The organism is Bradyrhizobium sp. HKCCYLS3013, assembly GCF_051167615.1.
In the GTDB taxonomy this organism is placed as follows: domain Bacteria; phylum Pseudomonadota; class Alphaproteobacteria; order Rhizobiales; family Xanthobacteraceae; genus Bradyrhizobium.
Genome location: NZ_JBNPTK010000004.1, coordinates 118465 through 140637 on the forward strand (window position 1 = coordinate 118465; position 22173 = coordinate 140637).

A 22173-nucleotide genomic window follows, 5' to 3' on the forward strand; every position below is an offset into this window, starting at 1 on the left:
AATTCGTCCCTTGACACTAGCATACTTAGTTGTACTGTCCAACTTACTAAGTTGGCGTGACACACTTACGCCAGTCAACGTCAGGAGGCCGCCATGTTCGGCTTACGCTTCATCAAGGCCCAACCCACCACCTATCTCCTCAAGTACCGCGCCGGCAGCGTGGTCGAGGAAGGCGCCGGGCTCTCCACCTTCTATTATGGGCCCGCGACCTCGCTGGTCGCGATCCCGATCGGCAGCCGCGATGCCGCCTTCATCTTCCAGCAGATCGCCCGCGACTTTCAGACGCTGACGATCCAGGGCCAGGTGACCTACCGCATCGGCGAGCCGAGGAAGGCGGCCGCGATGCTGAACTTCACGCTCAAGCGCGACGGCAAGACCTACGAGTCCGATGACCCGGAGGAGCTGCCGCAGCGCGTGCTCGGCGCGGTCGAGGTGCTGGCGCAGCAGGCGGTCAAGGACATGACCCTGAAGGAAGCGCTGCGCGCCTCCGACCGCATCGCCGAGGCGATCGCGGCCGGATTGAAGCGCCGCGCCGACATCGATGCGCTGGGCCTGGACATCCTCGGCGTCGCCGTGCGCGCGGTGAAGCCGACGCCGGAGACGGCCAAGGCGCTGGAGGCCGAAGCGCGCGAGGCGATCCTGAAGACCGCTGACGAAGCCATCTTCGCGCGGCGCAATTTCGCCGTCGAGCGCGAGCGGGCGATCCGCGAGAGCGAGCTCGACACGGAGATCGCGGTCGAGCAGAAGAAGCGCTCTATCCGCGAGACGCAGATGGATGCCGAGGCCAGCGTCGTCGCAAAAAAGAACGAGCTGCGCGAGGCCGGCATGGTCGCCGATATCGGGCTCGAGGCCAAGCGCAAGGATTTCGTGTCGCTGAATGCGGCGAACACCCGCACTTTGGCGGATGCCGAAGCCTATCGCGTCGGCGCGCTGATGAAGATCTTCGAGGGCGTCGACACCCGCGTGATCCAGGCGCTGGCCGCGACCGGCATGCAGCCGGGCCAGTTGATCGCGCAGGCGTTCTCGGGCCTCGCCGAAAAGGCCGAGAAGATCGGGCAGCTCAACGTCTCGCCGGAGCTGCTGAACAGCCTGATGCAGAAGCCCGCGGAGGCGCCCCGTGTCCGGCAATGACCGCAAGGTGGTCTTGGTCGTCCGGAGAACGCGGCTCGAGGAGCTGATCGCAAGGTTCCTCACCGCGGACCAGGCCCGCTTCTATGTCGAGCATCTCGGCGCCGATTTCTCCGACTACGAGCGCGAGCACGCGGCCTATCAGGCCGCGCGCGCCACGGCGACGCAGACGCTGGAGCGCTGGGGCCGCTACCAGATCGTCGACCGCGGCTTCCTGCCGAACTTCATCTTCGGCCCCGCCGACATCGTCGCGGCGCTCGGCCCCGACGGGCTCGTCGCCAACACCATGAAATATCTCGACGGCCAGCCGCTGCTCGGACTGAACCCCGACGCTCAGCGCCATGACGGCGTGCTGCTGCCGTTCGCGCCGACCGATCTCGCGAGCCTGCTGCCCGAGGTCGCCGCCGACAAGCGCGCCGCCAAGGCCGTGACCATGGCGCGCGCGAGTCTCGCCGACGGCCAGGTGCTCCATGCGGTCAACGACCTCTTCATCGGCGCGCGTACCCACGTTTCCGCCCGCTATGAGATCGCAACGCGCGACGGTCGGGAACGGCAGTCGTCGAGCGGACTGATCGTCGCCACCGGGCTCGGCTCGACCGCCTGGTTCAAGAGCATCGTCACCGGCGCGCTGGCCATAGCCGGCCGTTACGGCGGCCACGGCGACGGCGACTACACCGCCCTGCCCTGGGACGCCCGGAGCTTGCGCTTCGCCGTGCGCGAGCCGTTTCCGAGCAGGACGTCGCAGACCTCCCTGGTCTGCGGCGGGCTGAACGGTGCCGAAACCTTGCGCCTGCGCTCGCTGATGCCCGAGAACGGCGTGATCTTCTCCGACGGCATCGAGGCGGACAATCTCGATTTCAATGCCGGAACGGAAGCAGTGATCGGGATCGCGGAGCGGCAGGGACGGCTGATCGTGTGAACCGATACCGAACGCCGCTGCAGTTCGCTGCTGGATGGTGGGCACGCCGCCGCCTTCGGCGGCCGCTTTGCCCACCCTACGATCCTCATTTCCTCGCGAACACGAGCACGCCGTTCGCCGGGATCGTCACATCAGCCGAGCTCGGCTGGCCGTGCAGCGGCGGGCCGCCGGCGGTGACGGAGCCATTGTTGCCGACGACGCCCGGGTTGACCCAGTTGTCGTAGACGTCGCTGTTGAACACCTCGAGCCAGGTGCCGCCTGCCGGAAAACCGATGGCGTAGTCGCGCCATGGCGTCTCGCTCAGGCTCACGATCACCATGACGTCGTCGCCCTGGCCATCCCAGCGGTGGAAGGCAAGCACGCGGTTGCCGTCATGGACGTGGACGATGGCGCAGCCCTCCGCGGTCAGCGCCGGATGGGTGCGGCGGATCGCGATCAGCTCTGACGTGAAGCGCATCGCATCCGCGGTGATCTTGTCCTCGCCGTCGAGCAGCGACCACTGGATCGTGGTGTCCAGGCTCGGCGTGTCGCTCCATGGTCTGTCCTCGAACAGCTCCTGGCCCATGAACAGCATCGGGATGCCCGGCGCGGTCAGCAACAGGCCGGTGGCGACGCGGCTGCGGCTGCGCGCATACCAGCAGCGACTGTCGACGGGATCAGCGAGGCGCGGAATGCGCGGCTCGCGGCCGGCATAGACGATGTCGTGGTTCTCGATCGAGTTGACCGCGCGCCAGCGCTTGTCGAGGCTGAGATCGGCGATCGCCGCGGCGATCGGCTGCATCGGGACGACAGCGCCCGCGCCGCCGGCCGCGCTCGCGATGGCGCCGCGCACCGACAACCGCAGGCCGTCGCTCCAGGTCGCGTCGAAGCCGGCGCCGCCCTGCGCGATGTCCCTCACCACCCACGGGTTGACAGGCCAGTATTCGGCGATCTGGATCGCATCCGGCTTCTCGGCGCGCAGCGCCTCGGTGAGCTGCTGGCAGGTCGCCCAGCCGCCGAAGCGGTCCATCACGCTGACCTCGTCGAAGCGCAGGCCGTCGGCGTGATACTCGCGATACAGCATGATGGCGTTGTCGACGAGGTATTGCCGCACGTCGGCGTTCCAATAGGCAAACACCTGGCCGCCGGCCCAGCCCTGGTCGGTGAAATACAGGCTGCGGTTGGGATCGCCATAGGCCTGACGGTCGAAGAACCAGATGCTGCTCTCGTCGAACCCGCCGCCGGCGTGATTGTAGACGACGTCGAACAGCACGGCGATGCCATGGACATGGCAGACATCGATCAGCGCGCGCAGCTGGTCGTCGCAATGCCTGACCACGCTGACATCGGCGTAAGGCATGGCGCCCGCCGCCGAGAGGATCTCGTTGGTTCGCTTGAAGTAGGCCGCGAGATGCGCCTGCTCGTGCTCGCCATATTCGGTCTCCGGGCTGAACAGGTCGGTGCCGTTGTAGCCCATGCTGAACATGGTCGGGAATTCCTGCACCGGCAGCAGCTCGATCGCGTTGACGCCGAGCTTCGCCAGATGCGGCACGCGCTCGATGACGTCGAAGAAGCAGCCGTCGGGATTGCCCGCCTTCATGTCGAAGGTGCCGACATGGAGCTGATAGATCACGAGCTCGTTGTTGGGCGGCGGCGTGAAGTCGGTGTCGTGCCAGGGAAACGCGCCGGGATTGCGCAGCACCGAGTGCGCCTGGGGAAACGGCGGATCGACGGTGAGCAGCCGCGCATGCGGATCGCGCTTGTAGCCGGACGAGCCCTCACCCTCGACGAAATACATGTAGGCGTCGCCGTCCTTGAGCGACGGCACGAAGATCGCCCAATGGCCGTTGCCGATCGGCGCGAGACGACAGTTCGCATCCTGCGCCCAGTCGTTGAACGGGCCGGAGACGTAGACCGCCTTGGCATACGGCGCGAACACGCGGAAGGTGGCGCCGCCGGTCACCAGGGTGCCACCCATCGGAGCCTGGAGAAGATGCATTTGCCTGAGCGATATCCGTAGGCCTTCGGGAAACGGCGGCAGCGTAACAGGTTCGAGCAGCATATCCACGGCCGGCCCTCCGCTCAGAACAGCCGCGCGCCGTTCGGCACGGCCTTGTCGGGCTGGAACAGCACGACGTTGCCCTGCTCATCGGGAAAGCCGAGCGTCAGGACCTCGGACATGAACTTGCCGATCTGACGCGGCGGGAAGTTGACGACGCCGGCGACCTGGCGGCCGACCAGGGTGGCCGGATCATACAGCGCCGCGATCTGCGCGCTGGAGCGCTTCGTGCCGATACCGGGCCCGAAATCGATCGTCAGCTTCAGCGACGGCTTCTTCGCCTCCGGATAGGGCTCGGCCGCGACGATGGTGCCGACGCGGATGTCGACGGCCAGGAACTGGTCAAAGCCGATCCCTGCTGCCGCCGGTGCTGTCGGATCGTGGGAGAGATGCATGGCGGCCTCATCAAACGCGGGACCGCGCGGGAAGGCTTGCGATCCCGACGCGGTTTGGGCCGGAATCTTTAATGGCCATACGGGCTCCTGACAATGCACCCGCCCGGCGACGGCACGGCATATGGACGATTGGCTGCGTTGGTGTGGCGGGCCGGTCGCAGGCTGAGAAGCCTCCAATCTCTGGCGAGCAAGCGGGGTACCGGCTTTCTGCATCGCCGAGCGGAGGTCCGTGAATCGCCATGGCGTGCTGCTACCCGCCACATCGTCGCATGCGCGCGTTTCCCCGCCCTGCAGCATGCCCGCCGCCGAGCGCAATGACCCTGACACGTCACCTGTAATGTCGCAGTTCGTTCGCTTTTGCCTCCAGACGCAGCACGGAGGCTTAGCCTGTCCGCGAATAGCGGACATCGTCAGCACCCGTCGCCGGGCACAACCTGCCTGCCGCGCGTTGCTGCCTCACTGCTCTTGCGCTCTTGGGATGGTCCTGGCCGGCGCTTCTGACAGGCGAGCTAGGCGGCGCGCCGCCCGCGCGACAGAGTTTCGGATGGAAGCTCACCGAACATGTCGCGATAGTCTCTTGCGAAGTGTCCGAGATTTCCGAAGCCGCAATCGAAGGCGACTGCAGAGACGGAGGTACGCTGATTGGGCCCCTCGAGCATCTGCTTTGCCTGTCGCAATCGCACCGTTTTCGCAAACGCCATCGGCGAATATCCGCGGCTCTTCTTGAACGCAGCATAGAGCGCGCGGACGCTGACGCCCGTCTGCGAAGCCAGCCCCTCGATCGTGATGGCGCGGTCCCAAGAGGCCTCGATATATTCCTCGGCCAGCCGAACGATCCGCGGCACGACGTCCTTTTCGGCTCTCTCCAACAGCTCGCTGAAATTGTGGCGGTGAGCCGACAGGAAGGAAACGATGAGAGCCTGCTCCAGTTCGACGAGGACCGCGCGTGGCAGCTCTGTCGCCGTCGCATCCAACTGATGAGCGAGGAACATCGCCAGATCGCGCAGGACCAGAGCGTTCGGCTGCAACGCCGCGGCAATCGGATCAAACTTGAGAACACCGGCCGGCTTTGCACCGAGCAGCGTCGTCAGTGTCTGCTCCAACGCCCTCGCGCTTATTCGAAGAATGAGCTGCTCATAACCTGGCTCGAACACAATCCTGTTGGCTTCGCCCGGCGCAACTATGCAGGACTGCCGCTCGGTTATCGCGACCGCCGTGCGATTTAGGACGGTCAAAGCGCTGCCTTTGAGGCCAATTTGCAGGCGCGCGAAGTCGCTCTCCGGGAACTTTACGACCGACCTTCCCCCACCATATGCACAGAAGCCAAGGCCGATATTCGCAAGCTGAAGGTAGTTTCCTACCCCCTGGAATTCATTTGCGTTGGTGACTGCGAAGCCAGTTGCCCCATAGACCGTACGCAACGCGTGCTCCATCGCCTCCGGATCGTCTGTACGAATGACGGGAGCGCGGCTCAGCAGGCTTACGGATCGGTCAAGGTTCATCCAAAGATAGTATCTCAGATTGACCGAACTCAAACCTGGGAAAAACCCGGTCAGCGGCGCGGTGTCGCAACTCGATCTTCGTGAAGGCCGATATAGCTTTTGAGGCCGCCCCAGCGCTCTTGAGAATGGTGTCGCCGACGCGTCTGTCAGGCGAGCTAGGCGGCGCGCCGCCCGCGCGACAGAGTTTCGGATGGAAGCTCACCGAACATGTCGCGATAGTCTCTTGCGAAGTGTCCGAGATTTCCGAAGCCGCAATTGAAGGCGACTGCAGAGACGGAGGTACGCTGATTTGGCCCCGAGAGCATCTGTTTTGCCCGACGCAATCGCACCGTCTTCGCAAACGCCATCGGCGAATATCCGCGGCTCTTCTTGAACGCAGCATAGAGCGCGCGGACGCTGACGCCCGTCTGCGAAGCCAGCCCCTCGATCGTGATGGCGCGGTCCCAAGAGGCCTCGATATATTCCTCGGCCAGTCGAACGATCCGCGGGGTGACATCTCTTTCGCCTCTCTTCAACAGCTCGCTGAAATTGTGGCGGTGAGCCGACAGGAAGGAAACGATGAGAGCCTGCTCCAGTTCGACGAGCACCGTGCGTGGCAGCTCTGTCGCCGCCGCATCCAACTGATGAGCGAGGAACATCGCCAGATCGCGCAAGACCAGAGCGTTCGGCTGAACCGCTGCGGCAATGGGATCAAACTTGAGAACACCGGCTGGCTTTGCACCGAGCAGCATCGTCAATGTCTGCTCCAACGCCCTCGCGCTTATTCGAAGAATGAGCTGCTCATAACCTGGCTCGAACATAATCTTGTTGGCTTCGCCCGGCGCAACTATGCAGGACTGCCGCTCGTTTATTGCGATCGCCGTGCGATTTAGAACGGTCAAAGCGCTGCCTTTGAGGCCGATTTGCAGGCGCGCGAAGTCGCTCTCCGGGAACTCGACGAGCGACCTTGCCCCGCTATATGCACAAAAGCCGAGACCGATGCTCCCGAGCTGAAGATAGTTGCCAACCCCCTGGAATTCATCAGCGTTGGTGACTGCGAATCCGGTTGCCCCGTAGACCGTCCGCAACGCGTGCTCCATCGCCTCCGGATCGTCTGTACGAATGACGGGAGCGCGGCTCAGCGGGCTCACGGATCGCTCCAAGTCCATCGAAGGATCAGTCCTCGCTTATAAGGCTCGTGTCAAAATACTGGAGCGCAAGTCTTCCGGACTGATCCAAGTCAACATCGGAAAAGCTCCCGTCGGGCGGCCGGCGGCAGGGCGCAACAGTTCGATCACGTCCCCGATTTATCGCATGTTATTTTGAAGGCGGTAATTGGCTAATGATGCAGCAAATCCTGAGCGATGTTTGCAGAGTTTGGACTTGAGAATGACTTCAGAATCGCCGCGCGACGCGCTTCAATCTCGTTGAGAGGGGCAAGGCGGCCGTCTCTCCAGAATGCGGCGGCAAGCGAGGAGGCGAACGTGGCGGCAAAGGCCGAGCAGAACTCCACCATGAAGTCAAAGCTCGCTGCGCGCATCCTGGCAGCGGCAGCCAAGGGTGAACGTGACCCGAACAAGCTGAGAACCGCGGCACTTTCGGGAGACGATGATGTTCGGAACACTGACACACTTCCCATGGGACACAGTCCTCATGATTGGCTCTCAAGCTCAAGCCGGTCTCGCTCGCCACCTGCTCGACGGCTTTGAGGCGCAATGGGATCAGCAGAGCAAGACAAGCGCCGCCCAACCGTCGACGCTGGACGCTTGAGATACCCGATCTTGCGAAGCAGGTCACCGAGACGATGGACTTATGACTTCGTCACAACGCGAACCTGGCAACGTCCACACGCCTGTCGATATGAGTCCGTATGGAGTGAGTCCTGTCATGCTTATCAAGACGGTCACGTTGCATTCTATCACTTATCTTGTAGGCATTACCAGTTCAGTGGCAGTACACCATGCCATCCCCTTGCCGGGCACAGCGACCATCTTCCAATCTGGCACCACTGCAATACGTTATCAGCAGATCGCCAATCGCTCGACCAAAAGCGATAAGTTGCCGATCTGGCAAGCAACGCGTCAACTCAACAACAAAGCACCCGTACAGAGGCCAGCATACACCGTGCCAATTTCCAAATTCGAAAACGACTGTAAACCGCCAATTGATGTCCCTGGCCGCTGCTTTGCAGACGCCGGAGGATACCGCAAGGTTGCGTCGTCCGCTCCCGCCCCAATTTGCGGCATACCGATTGCATCGAACCAAATCGGTCCTGCCGCGGCGGATCTGGTGTAGTCGTGGTGCAAAGATGACCAATATTCGAGGCGGCGACCTGTCCAATCCTGCAGTATTGAAATCGCTAAGTAGAATCCGCACAGCAAAGCTGCGCCTCGATCGGCCGACGTCGTGCCAGTCCCTAGAGGCCGACCTGTTGTCGCAGATCGCGCTTTGCGACGTTCTGTTGGACGAGATTCAATCGGTCGCTTGCAGCCTAAAGCTGGCGAGAGCCGTACCCGGTGAGCCGATGCCTGGTCGCAACCGGGCGCGGCTGCGATACCGTTCCTCAAAACATGATGGGCAGCGACGGCGCGCGGCGCAGCGATGTTGCGTGCCATCGAAGTTTCGTTCAGTCGCCACGTAGCGCGGATGGGCGCAGCGACATCCCGGTTCACCGACACGACACGTGAGGCCCCGCACGTCGGCTGGCGCCGACGTGTCCCACGGGCCGGCTGTCGCTCATGCGGGCTACGCGCCGCACCGAGATCCGCATGAGAAACGCACCGTCTCTCCTCCGTGATTGGCGCGGCGGTCGTGCATCAAGCTGTCATTGCACCTGCTTAGTGAGCACGCCGCCGCCTTCGGCGGCCGCTTTGCCAATCCTGCGCAAGGACGTAACTACACATTCTCCAAATGGCACGCCACCCACTGGTCCTCGCCTTTCAGCCGCAGCTCGGGAGCCTCTACGCGGCAGCGGTCGAAGGCCAGGGGGCAGCGGGTGTTGAAGCGGCAGCCTTTGGGCGGGTTGACCGGGCTCGGAACGTCGCCCTTGAGGATGATCGGTGTGCGCTCGGCGCCGGGTTCGGGAATGGGCACGGCTGACAGCAGCGCCTTGGTGTAGGGATGACCCGGTGTGGCAAAGATCTGCCGCCTTGGCGCCATCTCGACGATCTTGCCGAGATACATCACCGCCACGCGGTGCGTCATGTGCTCGACGATCGCGAGGTCGTGGCTGATGAACAGCAGCGCCAGGCCGAACTCGCGCTGCAGATCCTGCAGCAGGTTGACGATCTGCGCCTTGACGGAGACGTCGAGCGCGGACACCGCCTCGTCGCAGACGATGAGATCGGGCTTGGCGGCGAGCGCCCGTGCAATGCCGATGCGCTGGCGCTGGCCGCCGGAGAATTCGTGCGGCCGGCGGTTCACGGCGTCGCGCGGCAGCCGGACGATCTCCATCAGCTCGGCGATGCGCGCGTCGCGCTCCGCGGCGGTCTTCGCGAGGCCGAAATTGTTGATCGGCTCGGCCAGGATGTCGCGGATCCGCATCCGCGGATTGAGGCTGGAGAACGGATCCTGGAACACGACCTGGACGCGGCGGCGCATCTCGCGCAGGCTGCCCGGGGGAAGATCGTCGATGCGCTGGCCGTCAAGCACGATCTGGCCGGCGGTGACGTCGAACAGCCGCAGGATGGCGCGGCCGACCGTCGACTTGCCGCAGCCGGATTCGCCGACCAGGGAGAGCGTCTCGCCGCGCGCGATCTCGAATGACACGCCGTCGACCGCATGCACCTTGCTCTTGCTGCGGCCGAACAGCCCGCTGGAGATCGGGAAGTGCTTCTTGAGGTCGTTGACCTGGAGCAGCGGCATGGTCATGCGGCGGCCTGCTCCTTGGCGGCGAAATGACAGGCGGCGATGTGGCGCGCGGCCTTCTGCTCCAGCCCCGGCGCATATTGACGGCACAGGTCGGTCGCGAGCGCGCAGCGGCCGGCGAACACGCAGCCTTCGATGCGCTGCTTCAAATCCGGCACTTGGCCAGGAATCTCGGCGAGGCGTTTCGTCTCGCCCGACAGCGACGAGCCGAGCTTGGGCAGCGCGCCGAGCAGGCCCTGCGTGTAGGGGTGGCGGGGGGTGCGGAACAGCTCCTTCACCGGCGCCTCCTCGACCTTGCGCCCGGCATACATCACCATCACGCGCTCGGCGACCTCGGCGACGACGCCGAGATCATGGGTGATCAGGATGATCGCGGCGCCGACGCGCTGCTTCAGCTCCAGCATCAGCTTGAGGATCTGCGCCTGGATGGTGACGTCGAGCGCGGTGGTCGGCTCATCCGCGATCAGGAGCTTTGGATTGCAGGCCAACGCCATCGCGATCATCACGCGCTGGCGCATGCCGCCCGAGAGCTGATGTGGATATTCGCGCACGCGCCGTGCCGGCTCAGGGATTCCGACCAGCGTCAGCATCTCCACCGCGCGCGCCTCGGCCTGCGCCTGGTCGAGCCCCTGGTGCAGCCGCAGAGTCTCGCCGATCTGGCGGCCGACGGTCAGCACCGGGTTGAGGCTGGTCATCGGCTCCTGGAAGATCATCGAGATGTCGTTGCCGCGGAGCTGACGCATCTCGCGGTCGGACAGCGTCAGGATGTCCCGGCCCTCGAGCAGAATCGAGCCCGCGATCTTGCCCGGCGGCTCCGGAATCAGCCGCATCATCGACATCGAGGTGACGGACTTGCCGCAGCCGGATTCGCCGACGATGGCGAGCGTCTCGCCCGGGTTGACGTGGAAGGAGACGCCGTCGACGGCACGGTTGATGCCGGTCGGCGTACGGAAATGGACCTGGAGGTTCTCGACCTCGAGCAGCGGCATCAGATCGGCTCCCGGCCGCGGTTTGGGGCCTCATGCGGAGACATAGGGGCCTCATGGTTCGAGACGCGTCGCGCATTGCGACTGCCGAATATCACGACCAACTCGGCGCGGCGCTCCTCACCATGAGGCGTTAGCGCCGAGGCCGGTGCTGCACATCGGCGATGAGCAGCGTTGCCATGTGAAATGCTCCCACCCCTCACCCTGAGGAGCCCGCCGAAGGCGGGTGTCTCGAAGGGCCAGGCCCCTGCTCGGACCTCGTGGCTCGCCCGCCTCACTCCGCTGCTCATGGTGATTTGGCCATGCGCGGATCGAGCGCGTCGCGCAGGCCGTCGCCAACGAGGTTGACGGCGAGCACGGTCACCGACAGGAACGCGGCCGGGAAGAACACGATGTAGGGCTTGACCTGCCACAGCGCGCGGCCCTCGGCCATGATGTTGCCCCAGGACGGGATGGTGGGCGGCGTGCCGGCGCCGATGAAGGACAGGATCGCCTCGGTGATCATCGCGCTGGCGCAGATGTAGGTCGCCTGCACCAGCATCGGCGCCATGGTGTTCGGCAGGATGTGGCGCAGGATGACCATCGGCGTGCGCGTGCCCGAGGCAACCGCGCCATCGACATAAGGCTGCTCGCGCAAGCTCAACACGACGCCGCGGACGAGCCGGGCCACGCGCGGGATCTCGGCGATGGTGATGGCGAGGATGACATTGCCGACGCTGCCGCGCGTGAGCGCCATCAGCGCCACCGCGAGCAGGATCGGCGGGATCGACATCAGCCCGTCCATGCAGCGCATCAGCACGCCGTCGGCCCAGCGCAGGAAGCCGGCGACGAGACCGATCGTGAGCCCGATCAGCGACGCCGCCAGCGCCACCGACAGCCCGACCGTGAGTGAGACCCGGGTGCCATAGAGCACGCGCGAATAGACGTCGCGTCCCAGCGCATCGGTGCCGAACCAGAAATCCGCCGACGGCAACCGCGTGCGCTTGGCCGGCGCGATCGCGGTCGGATCGACGGTGAACAGGAACGGCGCGAACACGCCGATGATGACGAGCAGCAACAGCAGCGCGCCGCCGATCGCGACCGTCGGATGGTTGCGCAGGAAGCCGATGGCGCCGCGCCGGATCTTTGGCGCGACCATCAGGTCCGGCAGAACAGGCGCGAGGACGAGGCCCGGCGGCGGCGATGTTGATGTCGTGACGGTCAATAGCGGATCCTCGGGTCGACCAGGGTGTAGGTGATGTCGATCAGGAGATTGACGAGCACGTAGACGAAGCTGAACAACAGCACGATGCCCTGGATCACCGGATAGTCACGGCGCAGGATGGCATCGATGGTGAGCCGGCCGAGGCCGGGAATGGCGAACACGCTCTCCGTGACGACGGCGCCGCCGATCAGGAGCGCGATGCCGATGCCGACCACGGTGACGATCGGCACAGCGGCGTTCTTCAGCGCGTGAATGAACAGGATGCCGCCCTGCCCCAAGCCCTTGGCGCGGGCGGTGCGGATGTAGTCCTGCTGCAGCACTTCGAGCATCGCGGCGCGGGTGATGCGCGCGATCAGCGCGATGTAGACGCAGCCGAGCGCGACCGCCGGCAGGATCAGGTTCTGCAGCCACGGCCAGAATCCCTGGGCGAGCGGCGTGTAGCCCTGCACCGGCAGCCAATCGAACTTCAGCGCAAAGACATAGGCGAGGATGTAGCCGACCACGAACACCGGCACCGAGAAGCCGAACACGGCGAACGCCATGATGATCCGGTCGATCCAGGTGCCGGCCTTCCACGCCGCGATAACGCCGAGCGGCACGGCGATGACGATGGTGAGACACAGCGTCACCATCATCAGCGACAAGGTCGGCTCGATGCGCTGGGCGATCATCGAAGCCACCGGGAGATTGGTGAAGATCGAGGTGCCCAGATCAAAGTGCAGCAGGCGCCACACCCAGCTTCCGAACTGGACCAGGAAGGGCTGGTCCAGTCCGAGATTGGCGCGGATGCGCTCGACATCGGCCGGGCTCGCCTGGTCGCCCGCGATCACCACGGCCGGATCGCCCGGCGCGATGTAGAGCAGGCTGAAGACGAACAGCGCGACGATCGCCATCACCGGCAAGGTCGACAGCACGCGTCGGAGCGCATAAGCGAGCATGGATGTCAGTGCCTATGCGGTCTTCGACACGCCCCAGAACAGCGGGATCGGCCCCTTGGTCACGCCGGAGACGGTCTTGCGCCACGCGGTGTAGCCGAGGAAGAAGCCGGTCGGCGCGAACACGACGTCGTCGAGCGCGGCCTTGTTGATGCGCGCGGCGACGGTCTTCTCCTCGTCCAGCGACTTGGCGTTGAACCAGTTGGTGATCTCCTTCTCCACCGGCTCGCTGTTCGGCCAGCCGAACCACGCCTTGTCGCCATTGGCGCGTAACGCGTTGTAGGCGGCCGGGTTGATGCAGTCGGCGCCGGCGTGCCAGGTGTGGAACATGTGCCAGCCGCCCTGCGCGGGCGGCGTCTTCAGCGCCCGGCGCGCGCCGACCGTCCCCCAATCGGTCGCGACGAAATCCACGTTCATGCCGAGCTTCTTGAGAAGATCCGCGGTGACGTCGCCGAACGCCTTCGTGATCGGCTGATCCTGCGCGACGAGGCAGGTGATCGGTTCGCCCTTGTAGCCGGCCTCCTCCAGCAGCTTCTTGGCTTTCGCCAAGTCGCGCTTGCCCTTCAGGATGTCACCGCCCTCCTCGGTGTAGAGCGGCGTGCCGGGTGTGAACACGCCCGGCAGCGGCTTCCACAGCGCATTGTCGTCGCCGACCAGCGCGCGCATGTAGTCCTCCTGGCTCATCGCCATCAGGATGGCCTGGCGCGCCTTCACGTTGTTGAACGGCGGATACAGATGGTTGATGCGGAACGCACCGACATTGCCGAGGGGATCGCCGATGTCGACGCCGATGTTCTTGTTGCCCTTCAGCACCGGCACGAGATCGGTGATCGGGTTCTCCCACCAGTCGACCTCGCCGTTCTGCAGCGCCGCAGCGGCGGTCGCGGGGTCCGGCATGATCACCCATTCGACGCGATCGACCAGCACCTGCTTGCCGCCGGCGAGCCACACCGGCTTCTCCTGGCGCGGCACGTAGTCGGTGAACTTCTCGAACACCGCCTTGGCGCCTGGCACCCATTCGCCCTTGACGAACTTGAACGGGCCGGAGCCGATATATTCGGACATCTGCTTGAACGGATCGGTCTGCGCGATGCGCTCGGGCATGATGAAGGCGCACGGCGCGTTGCCCTTGCCGAGCGCGAACAGCATCTTCGGATAAGGCTGCTTCAGCACCCATTTGAAGGTCTTGTCGTCGACCGCGGTGAGCTCGCTCTGGATCGCCTTGAGCATCAGGCCCATCGGGTCGCGCGCCGACCAGCGCGTGAGGCTCGCGACGACGTCCTTGGCAAGCACCGGCTCGCCGTCGTGGAATTTCAGGCCGGGACGCAGCTTGAAGGTCCAGGTCAGGCCGTCGGAGGACACCTCCTCCGATTCCACCATCTGGCGCTGCGGCACGAACTGATCGTCGATGCCGTACAGCGTATCCCACACCATCGCGGCTGCGTTGCGCACGACATATTGGGTGCCCCAGATCGGATCGAAATTGGCGAGATTGGCCTGTGGCACAAAACGCAAGGTGCGTGCGGCAGCGCCTTGGGCGATCGCCGGCGCCGCAAATCCCGTCAGCGCCAGACCACCCGCGCCCGCCAATCCCTTCAATACCGTTCTGCGATCCATGTTCTCTCCTGATGCAACATGCCCAAGTTCAATTGCCGAAATTGTAAGCAAGGCCCATGCCACGCGTGTGGAGCGCGTTCATTTGAACGCAAATGAGGCATGGGGCGCAAGCCTATCGAAGCCCGGGCGAGCGCAGCGACCCCGGGTTCTCCGAGACTCCTCGTGTGAACCCGCATGTCGCTGCGCTCATGCGGGCTACGGACTTGCGCGCGATTGCCGAACGCATCATGCCTTCCGCACCGGCGAGCCGTCGGCCATCAGCGTCTCGCCCTTGCGCTCGACGATCATGCCGTAAGCGTGCGGCTGGCGATGGACGTCGAAGTTGAAGATCGTCTGCTTGTAGGATCTGCACAAATCGAGGTCACAGCGTGCCAGCGCGATCTCGTCGCCCTTGGTGGCGCAGGCCGCGACGATCTCGCCTGAAGGGGCGATGATGCAGCTGCCGGCGATGTGGTCGATGCCCTCCTCGACGCCGCCCTTGGCGACGCCAATCACCCAGGTGCCGTTCTGATAGGCACCCGACTGCATCACGAGGCGGTTGTGAAACAGCGAAAGGTCGTCATGCTCCGGCGCCGGCGGATTATGCACCGGCGTGTTGTAGCCGATCAGCACCATCTCGACGCCCTGCAGGCCCATCACGCGATAGGTCTCGGGCCAGCGGCGGTCGTTGCAGATCGCCATGCCGATGACGCCGCCAAAGGCGCCGGCGACGCCAAAGCTCTTGCCTGGTTCGAAATAGCGCTTTTCCAGATGCTGGAACTTGCGCCACGGCTCGTGCTCGGCATGCCCCGGCAGATGCACCTTGCGATATTTCGAGACGATGGTGCCTGTCTTGTCGACGAGAATGGCGGTGTTGTAGCGGTGCACGATGCCGTCCTCGACTGCGAGCTCGGCATAGCCCAGGCAGAAGCCGATCCGCAGATCCCTCGCGAGCGAGAACAAGACCTGCGTCTCCGGCCCCGGCATCTCGCGCTCGAAATATTGATCGATCTCGGCCTGATCGGCCATGTACCAGCGCGGGAAGAACGTCGTCAGCGCGAGCTCGGGATAGACGATCAGGTCGCAGCCATTGGCGTGCGCCTGCCGCATCAACGCCATCAGTCGCGCAACCACCGCGGTCCGTGTTTCGCTCTTGGCAATCGGGCCGAGCTGACCAATGGCGACGTTGACGAAGCGCGGCATGTTTCCGTTCCTTATTTCGGAACTAAGTGGTCGTTCCGTGGCGCGCAGCTCTTGCACCGATCATGCCATGCTTGCTCAGTCGCGCAAGCCCGGCGCGTAGCCGAACGCCACCGCCGGCTCGGCCGCGGTCTCGACCCACACGCTCTTCACCTGCGTGTATTCGTACAGCGCCTCGATGCCGGAGGAGCGGCCATGGCCGCTGTTGTTGTAGCCGCCGAACGGCGAAGCGACGTTGATGGTCTTGTACGCATTGATCCAGAACGTGCCGGCCTTGACCTGTGCTGCGACGCGATGCGCGCGCGCGACGTCCCTGGTCCACACCGCGCCCGCGAGGCCGAACTCGCTGTCATTGGCGATCGCGATCGCCTCCGCCTCGGTATCGAAACGGATCGCGGCGACGACGGGTCCGAACACCTCCTTGCGCGCGATGCCCATGGCGTTGGTGACGTTCTTGAGCACGGTCGGCCTGACGAAATATCCGCCCTCGCCCACGCCGCCGCTCGCGCCGGTGACGATCTCCGCGCCCTCGGCGGCGCCCTCGCGGATCAGCGACAGCACGTGGTCATATTGCCTGGCGTTGTTGATCGGCCCGATCTCGGTCTCCGCCGACAGCGGATCGCCGCATCTGATCTTCGTAGCACCTTGCGCGACCAGATCGACGAAGCAGTCATAGACCGCGCTCTGCACCAGCAGCCTGGAGCCGGCGACGCAGCTCTGGCCGGCACCGCCGAAGATCGCGGCCTGCGCGCCGATGGCGGCGCGTTCGAGGTCCGCATCGGCGAACACGATGTTGGCCGACTTGCCGCCGAGCTCGAGCACCGACGGCAGCAGCCTGCGCGCCGCGGCCTCGCCGATCAGCCGCCCCGTCGGCACCGAGCCGACGAACACGACCTTCTTCACGGCGGGCTGCGCCAGCGCCGCCTGCCCCGTGGTGTGGCCGAGACCCGCGAGCACGTTGACGACGCCCTTCGGCAATCCGGCGCGTTCGGCGATCCCCGCCAGCGCCAGCGAGGTCAGCGGCGTCAGCTCCGACGGCTTCAGCAGCACGGCGTTGCCCATGCTGATCGCCGGTGCGATCTGCCAACCCGCGGTGAAGACCGGCGCGTTCCACGGCGTGATCTGCAGCACCACGCCCATCGGCTCACGGCGCGTGTAGTTGAGATGGCTCGACGGCACCGGGATGACGTCGCCGTGGAATTTGTCGGCCCAGCCGGCATAGTACTCGAACATCTCCGCGACCTTGGCGACCTCGCCCCTGGTGTCGCGAATCGGCTTGCCGGCGGACAGCGCTTCCAGATGCGCCAGCGGCTCGGCTGCGGCGAGGATCGCCCGCGCCACCGCCTGCATCACGCGGCCGCGGCCCGCGGCGGTGAGCTTCGCCCATTCCGCCTGCCCCGCTGCCGCGACAGCAGCCGCCTTGGCCGCCACGTTGGCGCCGGCATCGGCATAGGTGAACAGCAATCGGCCGGTGGCGGGATCGTTGACCGAGACCGTCGCGCCTTCGCCGACGATGACGTCGCCGCCGACATGGGAGCCGACGGCTTTCAGATCCGGCCAGAACGGCAGCGCTGCGGCGCGCAGGCGGGGATCGATGAAATGAGTCATGGCGGTACGCTCACGGCTTCGGCATCGGGCCGAGCTGCAGCTCGACGATGCGGTTGAAATCATCGGCGTCGGCGATGCTCGCGGCGCTGTCGGCCCAGATGCGCGCGGTATCGCTTGCGATCGGCAGCGACAGTCCGAGCTCACCGATGAACTGCGCCGCGAGCCTGACGTCCTTGCGCATCAACTGCATGGTGAAGCCGGAATCGAAGGCGCCGTTGAGAATCCAATTGGGCACGTTGACGAGCGTGACGCCGGAGCGGCCGGAGCCGGCATTCAGGCCTTCGAGCAGCCGCCCGGCATCGACACCCGCCGCATCAGCGATGCGCAGCGCCTCCGCGGCGGTCAGCAGATGGGCGGCGCAGAGCAGATTGTTGACGATCTTGGCAACGTTGCCGGCGCCGACGCCGCCGACATGGACGCGCTTGGCGCTCATCCGCTCCAGCACCGGCAGCACGCGCGCAAGATCATCGCCGTCGGCGCCGATCACCATGGTCATGGTGCCTGCAGCTGCGCCCTTCGGCCCGCCGCTGACCGGCGCATCGACGAAGCCCATGCCGCGCGCCTTGAGCAGCTCCGCCAGCCGGCGCGAGGTCTCGGGATGCGAGGTCGAGGTGTCGACGATGACGACGCCGGGCCTGGCATGCGCGAGGATACCGCCGGCGCCTTCCACGACATCGGCGACGATGCCGGCGGTCGGCAGCGACAGGATCACGATGTCGGCGGCGGCGATCACGCTGGCGATGCCGTCGACAACCACAATGCCCTCGGCCGCCAGCGCCGCGCGCGTCGCGGCCAGCGTGTCGTAGCCGGTGACGGCAAAGCCCGCGCCCTTCAGCGTCAGCGCCATACCGCGCCCCATGTTGCCAAGTCCGATGATGCCAACAGCGGTCACGATGCCTCCTGCCAGATTTGCCTCGGCAGCGTAGCCGCACGATTCCGGAGCAGACATCAGCGCCGCCCGCCGCTAGTGTTGACTTCAAGTCAACGCTGTCGGAAGCCATGTCCGCCCTGCTCGATCACCACCGCCTGCATTATCTGCACGAGACGATCCGCCTCGGCTCGGTGCGCGCCGCCGCCGAAGCGCTCGACGTCAACGCGTCGGTGATCAGCCGGCAGATCGCGCTGCTGGAGAACGAGCTCGGCCTCACTTTGCTCGAGCGCCTCAGCCGCGGCATCCGCGCCACCGCGGCCGGCGCGCTGCTGGTCGAGCGCTTCCGGCAATGGCAGGCCGACCAGGCCGACACCGTCGCCAAGCTGCGCGAATTGCAGGGCCTCAAGCGCGGCCATGTCGACATCGTGCTCGGCGAGGGTTTCGTCAGCGATCTCATGTCCGGCCCGCTCAGCCGGTTCTGGCAGCGCCATCCCGACCTCACGATGTCGTTCGACCTCGCCGGCACCAACGAGGTCGTCAATGCCGTTGCCGAGGATCGCCATCACATCGGCCTGGTGTTCAATCCATCAGCCGATCCGCGCATCCGGATCGCCACCGCGAGCCGCCAACCGCTCTGCGCGATCATGCCGCCGGATCACGCGCTGGCGCGGCTCGGCCGTCCCTTGCGCCTGCGCGAGCTCGCCGACCACCCGCTCGGCCTGATGCATGCAAGCTACGGCACGCGTCAGGTCGTGGCGATGGCGGAGGCCGCCGAGCGCATCGCTCTGTCGCCGAAGCTCACCACCAGCTCGATCAACGTGCTCCGCCACTTCGTCAAGGGCGGCCTCGGCCTGACGCTCCTGCCCGCCTTCGCGATCGCCGCCGATCTTGCCGACGGCTCGCTCGCCGCGGTGCCGGTCGACAACCGCCTGCTGTCGTCGAGCGAAGCCTGCGTCATCACCCGGCGCGGCCGCGAGCTGCCGCATGCCGCCAGCCATCTGCTGCGCTTTCTCAGCGGCCAGATGCGGGCGTTCCGGGTCGGCGGAGCCGCCGGCAAGACCAGGACACGCGGCGCCGGACGTTGATCCGCGCCGATCATCACGGATCGTTTCCGGTTGCGCTGGCACAGGGGTTGAGATTGGATGTTGCAATTTCGGGAGTCGATCTCATGCGCCACGTTCTCGCGATCGCTTTCGGCCTGTCGGCGGCGACAGCAGCTCAGGCCGAGACCTGCCAGCTCATCGGCAACCAGATCCTGTGCGACGACGGGACGTCGGGGCAGCGGATCGGCAACAGTACCTATTGGAACGACGGCTCCTCGTCGCAGCAGATCGGGCGCTTCACCTACAACAACGACGGCAGCAGCTCGCAGCAGATCGGCAATCACACCTACTACAGCGATGGCACGTCGGCGCATACGATCGGAAACACGACCTATTTCAGCGACGGCAGGACGTGCCGGCGGATGGGCAATCGCGTCGCTTGCGACTGATCGGCCGGACCGGCTGGGGAGTCTGCACCGACGACCAGGGAAACCGACGTCCCCAGAAGATTGGGACTGCGACATCGCGTGAGCGCCCCATGACGAGGATCGCTTCTGGTCGGATGACGGAGTGGCCGCGGAAGCCTTGGAGCGGGTGAAGGGAATCGAACCCTCGTATTCAGCTTGGAAGGCTGCTGCTCTACCATTGAGCTACACCCGCATCGGGGCGTTCCCTAACATGGTCCGCGGCGGCTCTCAACCTCTTCGCCATGGCGTTTGGATGCGGATGCATCGGGATCCGCGGTTGGAACGGCTGGAATCGAGCGGGATCCGCGCCCCGAGCCGCGGCGCAGCGCGACGGCGCTGGTGGGTTCCGTAGTCGGCCCCCCTACCCTCGCGGCCCGGACCGTCCTATATTCCGGTCACCATCAACAACGAAAGGAGGTGATCCAGTGTCTTTCACCAAGCGCTGTCACCTCGCTGGGATCGCCCGCTGAGCGGCTCTTCATGAGCGACGTGTGAGCGCGTGATTCGTCAGCGTTTCAGCGCCATCGCGGCTCGGCAACGGGGCGGTCTCGGCCCTGGACCAGCGAGTTCAAGAACGGAAGCGCGGCGGGTCTCACGGCCCGCCGCGTTTTTTACGGCAGTTCCGCCTGCTCGCCGGCCAGCGCCGCCGGCGGGCTGCGGACGAACCGCCGCGCCAGGAAGCCGCCGAAGCCGAGCATCCAGAAATACTGCACGTACTCCGGGGCAATCGCCGCGATGACGATGCCCGGCACGAACACGATCACGGGAAAGATCGCGCCGGCGATTTCGGCATGGCGGCCACCGGGAAGCGCGAGCCACCACAGCGCGGCGTTCAGCGACGCAATGATCGTCAGATGCAGGCCATAGAGGACGGCCACCGCGCTGCTCAGCCTGTAGCCGCCGTAGAGCCCGTTGGTCACCGGCAGCAGCACGATCGACAACAGGAAGAACAGATTCAGGATGACCACGGGCCGGCCCGCGAACGGCTGCCGGGCCAGCCGCCGGTGGTGGCTGATCCAGAACACGCCGGCGATGATGAAGCTGAGGACCAGCCCGGCGAGCCGCCCGGAATAGGTGTGCACCAGGTCGATCCAACCGGGCATATGCGCGAAATTGGGCTTCGGCAGGTCGTAGGCGAGAAGCGTCATCGCAACACCGAAGATGGTGTTGGAGAGCGATTCCAGCCGGCGCATCTCGAACAGGTCGGACTGAGGCTCTGCCATGTCGAATCGGAAGCAACCGCGGCGAGGGACGGAGATGAGGACTCCGGTTCTATAGCAGCTCCGGCGCCGCGCTGCTCGACTTCGCTGCCGCCCTTGGGCGGCAGGCCGTCACGTCACTCGCCGCCGGCCTCCAGACCACCGGCCCTCGAGCGTCAGCGCTCACCGGCAGGCATAGGTGTGGCCATCGAAGCCGCGATAGCTGTGCGTCGCCGGATTGTAGCTGCGGAATTGGACGCAGGCCGGCAGTCCCGCGGTGCGCAGTCGCGGCCTGCCCTCCGCCTGCAGCCGGCCCGAGGTCGGGGTTGCGGTGGCAGGCCTTGCCATCACGATCATCGGCCGGCTGGCGACCATCCGCGATGTCCTGCCGGCATCCTTGACCGCTGCATCCCTGGCGGCAACCACAACGGCCTGCGCCTGGGCCGCCTTGCCGGATGACGGCTTGGCCGATGATGCCCCGGCTGGGGATGGCGTCGTCGCGGGCGGATTGGCCGCGGCCGTTCTGGGAGAGGACGGCTTGGCAGAGGACGACTTGGCAGAGGGCGGCTTGGTCGCTGGCGCCGCCATCGATGGCGATTTCACGGACGGCTTGGTCAGGGAAGGCTTGCCGGCGACTGGCTCTGCTGCCGCAGCCTTCTGAACCGCATCCTGCTTGTCCGTAACTGCGGCCTGCTTCGGCTCAGCCGACGCGGTGGGTATCGTCGCAACCGCTTCCGCAGCCGCGGCAGGCTTGACCTCGGGACCGGCCGGAATGTCGGCGCTGGCCGCCTGGCTCGGAACGGATGGCGCGGGATCGACCGACGCGGTCTTGTCGTCGGCTGGGGTCTTGTCCTCGGCGACGGGCGCCTCGACCGGCTTCTTGATCAGCTTCTTGCAGTCCAGCGGGAACACCAGCTCGCCCGATGCCGTCAACCCGATCGGCTCGCATCCGCCGAACGGCCCGCTCTCCTTGCCCTGATCCTTGGCCACCTCGCCTGCGGGTGGTGAGGAGCCGCCGGGCTCGGCGCTTCGCGCAAGCGAAACGCCAACCACAACCTGAAATAGAACAACGCCGCACAACAATCCGGCCCGGCCGGCCTTCTGCCCCAATGTACGCATGACACGCTCGCTCGACGCATGAACTCCGGCAAGGCCATCACGCCATTGAGGCAAGTCTGTGAAGGCAAGCCGCGGATTCCCGCTGCGATCTCAATTCGATGGCATTGTGTCCTGTTT

The 22173-nt window shown here is 65.4% G+C and carries 20 protein-coding genes and 1 tRNA gene; 5 read left to right on the forward strand and 16 right to left on the reverse strand.

Translation table 11 applies throughout. The features are described 5' to 3' along the window. Positions 1 to 93: 93 nt before the first annotated feature. Positions 94 to 1131 (forward strand): SPFH domain-containing protein, encoded by a 1038-nt coding sequence (locus ACQR1F_RS09550; RefSeq protein WP_434912917.1) that lies wholly within the window; start codon positions 94 to 96, stop codon positions 1129 to 1131. Further along, a complete protein-coding gene (locus ACQR1F_RS09555) occupies positions 1118 to 2047 on the forward strand; it encodes a sugar kinase (RefSeq protein WP_315800997.1) in 930 nt (309 codons plus the stop codon). The genes ACQR1F_RS09550 and ACQR1F_RS09555 overlap by 14 nt, the downstream gene beginning before the upstream one ends. 85 nt (positions 2048 to 2132) lie before the next feature. Here the strand turns inward: ACQR1F_RS09555 and ACQR1F_RS09560 are convergent, their stop codons facing one another. From ACQR1F_RS09560 to ACQR1F_RS09580, 5 genes are all read right to left on the reverse strand, one after another. After that, positions 2133 to 4088, reverse strand: a complete 1956-nt coding sequence (locus ACQR1F_RS09560; protein ID WP_434913006.1) for an alpha amylase C-terminal domain-containing protein — start codon at positions 4086 to 4088, stop codon at positions 2133 to 2135. Between the two features lie 20 nt (positions 4089 to 4108). Continuing rightward, on the reverse strand, positions 4109 to 4480 hold the full coding sequence (locus tag ACQR1F_RS09565; RefSeq protein ID WP_315800998.1) for a tRNA-binding protein: 372 nt from the start codon (positions 4478 to 4480) through the stop codon (positions 4109 to 4111). 509 nt (positions 4481 to 4989) lie between these two features. Next, positions 4990 to 5982 carry an AraC family transcriptional regulator gene (locus ACQR1F_RS09570; protein WP_316237719.1) on the reverse strand — a complete coding sequence of 331 codons (993 nt, stop codon included), beginning with the start codon at positions 5980 to 5982 and terminating at the stop codon, positions 4990 to 4992. A gap of 155 nt (positions 5983 to 6137) precedes the next feature. Beyond that, positions 6138 to 7112 carry an AraC family transcriptional regulator gene (locus ACQR1F_RS09575; protein ID WP_434912918.1) on the reverse strand — a complete coding sequence of 325 codons (975 nt, stop codon included), beginning with the start codon at positions 7110 to 7112 and terminating at the stop codon, positions 6138 to 6140. A 188-nt stretch (positions 7113 to 7300) separates the two neighbouring features. Beyond that, positions 7301 to 7477: a hypothetical protein gene (locus ACQR1F_RS09580; protein WP_434880624.1), complete on the reverse strand. Its 177-nt coding sequence runs from the start codon at positions 7475 to 7477 to the stop codon at positions 7301 to 7303. 371 nt (positions 7478 to 7848) lie between these two features. On the opposite strand from ACQR1F_RS09580, the gene ACQR1F_RS09585 reads away from it, so the two are divergent. Further along, positions 7849 to 8256, forward strand: coding sequence for a hypothetical protein (locus ACQR1F_RS09585; protein ID WP_434912919.1), 408 nt, complete (start codon positions 7849 to 7851; stop codon positions 8254 to 8256). A gap of 600 nt (positions 8257 to 8856) precedes the next feature. Here ACQR1F_RS09585 and ACQR1F_RS09590 read toward each other — a convergent pair. The 8 genes from ACQR1F_RS09590 to ACQR1F_RS09625 all read right to left on the reverse strand — a co-directional run bounded on the left by ACQR1F_RS09590 (position 8857) and on the right by ACQR1F_RS09625 (position 18249). Further along, a complete protein-coding gene (locus ACQR1F_RS09590; protein ID WP_315801003.1) occupies positions 8857 to 9831 on the reverse strand; it encodes an ABC transporter ATP-binding protein in 975 nt (324 codons plus the stop codon). Beyond that, positions 9828 to 10817 carry an ABC transporter ATP-binding protein gene (locus ACQR1F_RS09595; RefSeq protein WP_434912920.1) on the reverse strand — a complete coding sequence of 330 codons (990 nt, stop codon included), beginning with the start codon at positions 10815 to 10817 and terminating at the stop codon, positions 9828 to 9830. The genes ACQR1F_RS09590 and ACQR1F_RS09595 overlap by 4 nt, the downstream gene beginning before the upstream one ends. A gap of 283 nt (positions 10818 to 11100) precedes the next feature. Further along, positions 11101 to 12018: an ABC transporter permease gene (locus ACQR1F_RS09600; RefSeq protein ID WP_434884247.1), complete on the reverse strand. Its 918-nt coding sequence runs from the start codon at positions 12016 to 12018 to the stop codon at positions 11101 to 11103. Beyond that, positions 12015 to 12956 carry an ABC transporter permease gene (locus ACQR1F_RS09605; RefSeq protein ID WP_316237714.1) on the reverse strand — a complete coding sequence of 314 codons (942 nt, stop codon included), beginning with the start codon at positions 12954 to 12956 and terminating at the stop codon, positions 12015 to 12017. The genes ACQR1F_RS09600 and ACQR1F_RS09605 overlap by 4 nt, the downstream gene beginning before the upstream one ends. A gap of 12 nt (positions 12957 to 12968) precedes the next feature. Beyond that, complete coding sequence (locus ACQR1F_RS09610; protein WP_434912921.1) at positions 12969 to 14570, reverse strand: ABC transporter substrate-binding protein; 1602 nt, start codon at positions 14568 to 14570, stop codon at positions 12969 to 12971. A 225-nt stretch (positions 14571 to 14795) separates the two neighbouring features. Further along, positions 14796 to 15752 (reverse strand): N-carbamoyl-D-amino-acid hydrolase, encoded by a 957-nt coding sequence (locus ACQR1F_RS09615; protein WP_434912922.1) that lies wholly within the window; start codon positions 15750 to 15752, stop codon positions 14796 to 14798. Positions 15753 to 15827: 75 nt separating this feature from the next. Beyond that, positions 15828 to 17357 carry an aldehyde dehydrogenase family protein gene (locus ACQR1F_RS09620; protein ID WP_434912923.1) on the reverse strand — a complete coding sequence of 510 codons (1530 nt, stop codon included), beginning with the start codon at positions 17355 to 17357 and terminating at the stop codon, positions 15828 to 15830. A gap of 10 nt (positions 17358 to 17367) precedes the next feature. After that, positions 17368 to 18249 (reverse strand): NAD(P)-dependent oxidoreductase, encoded by an 882-nt coding sequence (locus ACQR1F_RS09625; protein WP_434912924.1) that lies wholly within the window; start codon positions 18247 to 18249, stop codon positions 17368 to 17370. A gap of 107 nt (positions 18250 to 18356) precedes the next feature. Here ACQR1F_RS09625 and ACQR1F_RS09630 point away from each other — a divergent pair, with 107 nt between their 5' ends. Both ACQR1F_RS09630 and ACQR1F_RS09635 read left to right on the forward strand, forming a co-directional pair. Beyond that, complete coding sequence (locus ACQR1F_RS09630; protein WP_434912925.1) at positions 18357 to 19313, forward strand: LysR family transcriptional regulator; 957 nt, start codon at positions 18357 to 18359, stop codon at positions 19311 to 19313. 83 nt (positions 19314 to 19396) lie between these two features. Then, the gene (locus tag ACQR1F_RS09635) at positions 19397 to 19720 is read left to right on the forward strand and encodes a hypothetical protein (RefSeq protein ID WP_434912926.1); all 324 of its coding nucleotides are present in this window, start codon (positions 19397 to 19399) and stop codon (positions 19718 to 19720) included. A 137-nt stretch (positions 19721 to 19857) separates the two neighbouring features. Here the strand turns inward: ACQR1F_RS09635 and ACQR1F_RS09640 are convergent. The 3 genes from ACQR1F_RS09640 to ACQR1F_RS09650 form a co-directional block, all read right to left on the reverse strand. After that, positions 19858 to 19931, reverse strand: a tRNA-Gly gene (locus ACQR1F_RS09640). 418 nt (positions 19932 to 20349) lie between these two features. Continuing rightward, the gene (locus tag ACQR1F_RS09645; protein WP_434912927.1) at positions 20350 to 20961 is read right to left on the reverse strand and encodes a TMEM175 family protein; all 612 of its coding nucleotides are present in this window, start codon (positions 20959 to 20961) and stop codon (positions 20350 to 20352) included. A gap of 159 nt (positions 20962 to 21120) precedes the next feature. Next, entirely contained in the window at positions 21121 to 21927 is an 807-nt protein-coding gene (locus ACQR1F_RS09650; RefSeq protein ID WP_434912928.1) for a hypothetical protein, read from the reverse strand. Positions 21928 to 22173 lie beyond the last annotated feature (246 nt).